The sequence below is a fragment of the Streptomyces sp. NPDC005899 genome (assembly GCF_040629645.1).
Taxonomy (GTDB): domain Bacteria; phylum Actinomycetota; class Actinomycetes; order Streptomycetales; family Streptomycetaceae; genus Streptomyces.
The window spans coordinates 1-1,326 of the sequence record NZ_JBEXWB010000686.1 but is presented as its reverse complement, the minus strand read 5'-3'; the positions used below and the strand labels follow the sequence as shown (position 1 = coordinate 1,326).

Below are 1,326 nucleotides of genomic sequence, written 5' to 3'. Positions count from 1 at the left end.
GCCGCGCGGGCGCCCCGGGCCCGCCGGGCCTCGGTCAGGCGGGCGCGAGGGGCGCCCCGCCCCTGAGCAGTGACGCGCCCAGCGGGGTGAGCGTGTGCAGGACGGAGCTGCCGTGGCGCAGGGTCAGGACGAGGCCGGCCTCGCGCAGCACGCAGGCGTGCTGACTGGCCGAGGCCAGCGAGACCCCCGCACGGCGGGCGAGTTCGCTCGTCGTGCAGCCGTCGCCGATGGCCTTGAGGACGGCGGAGCGGGTGTGTCCCACGAGGCGGCCGAGCCAGGGGCCCGGTTCCGCGAAGGCCGGGGCGCCGGGATGGGTGACCGGGTAGACCAGGACGGGCGCCAGGCTGGGGTCCCGGTAGACGACCGGGGTCCCGCGGCAGAAGAACGAGGGCTGCAGGAGCAGGCCCCTGCCGTCCAGGTGGAGATCCCGGTCGACCGGGTAGTCCGCCTCCAGCACGGGCGCACGCCAGCGGATCATCGGCGGCAGGGTGGCGAGGAGCTCGTCCGCGCCGCCGTCCAGCAGCGCCCGGCCCCGCAGGGCCCGGTCCGCCTCGACGCTCGCCTGGATGTGCGGCCAGTACGGCTCGACCGCGGCACGGTGGTAGCCGCGCAGGGCGCTGATGAGGCGGCCCAGAGGCTCTGTGCGGCCCTCGGCGAGCGCCTCCAGCAGAGCGGCGGGCGAGGAGCGGCCGGCGGCCGGTGACCGGTGCGCCGGGGCACGGTTCAGGGCCAGCAGTGCCACCTCGTCATGCAGGCGGCCCGCCGGAGTGTCGCGCAGCGCCTCCATTCCGGCGTCGAGCCCCAGCGGATCGGCACCCCCCTCGGAGGGCGTCAGAAAGTCGGGGAAATACCCGCGCAGCGGAACCACCGCGGACAGCAGACGTGTTTCACCATTCAACCGGGTACGGGATTCCGCCCGCCATTTCCCGAACACCGTGGAACCCCGGCGGTCCCTGAGCCGGTGAAAACTGAGAATGGTTTCCCACAAGGCGTCCGGCCTGGTGGCCATCCGCACCCTGGAAAGGTCCACTCCGGACACGTGGATACGCAGCACCGATCCCCCACCTGTTGCAACAGCAATCGCCCCCATCAAAGGGTATGCATATGGTCACAGGAGGTCACCACGGGGTTTCGGCCACAGTTGAAACGTCTCGCCCCCATCCGCGCCAGCCGAAAAGCTGTACGACGTCGGGTGCGAATCCGGCACCACCGAAAAGAGCGGGTGAGGGCCGTGGGGGGCCTTGCCTGTTCGGCGGCGGCGGTGTCCGGTGCGGCTCCGTACCCGACGGGGGTAAGCCGGGTGCGGTCCATGGGTGGGGATCCATG

Annotated in this window: 1 protein-coding gene; it reads right to left on the bottom strand. The window is 72.5% G+C overall.

Features of this window, described 5'->3' with window-relative positions:
- Positions 1 to 34: 34 nt before the first annotated feature.
- Positions 35 to 1,054 carry a helix-turn-helix domain-containing protein gene (locus ABZ371_RS32660; protein ID WP_358686567.1) on the bottom strand — a complete coding sequence of 340 codons (1,020 nt, stop codon included), beginning with the start codon at positions 1,052 to 1,054 and terminating at the stop codon, positions 35 to 37.
- Positions 1,055 to 1,326 lie beyond the last annotated feature (272 nt).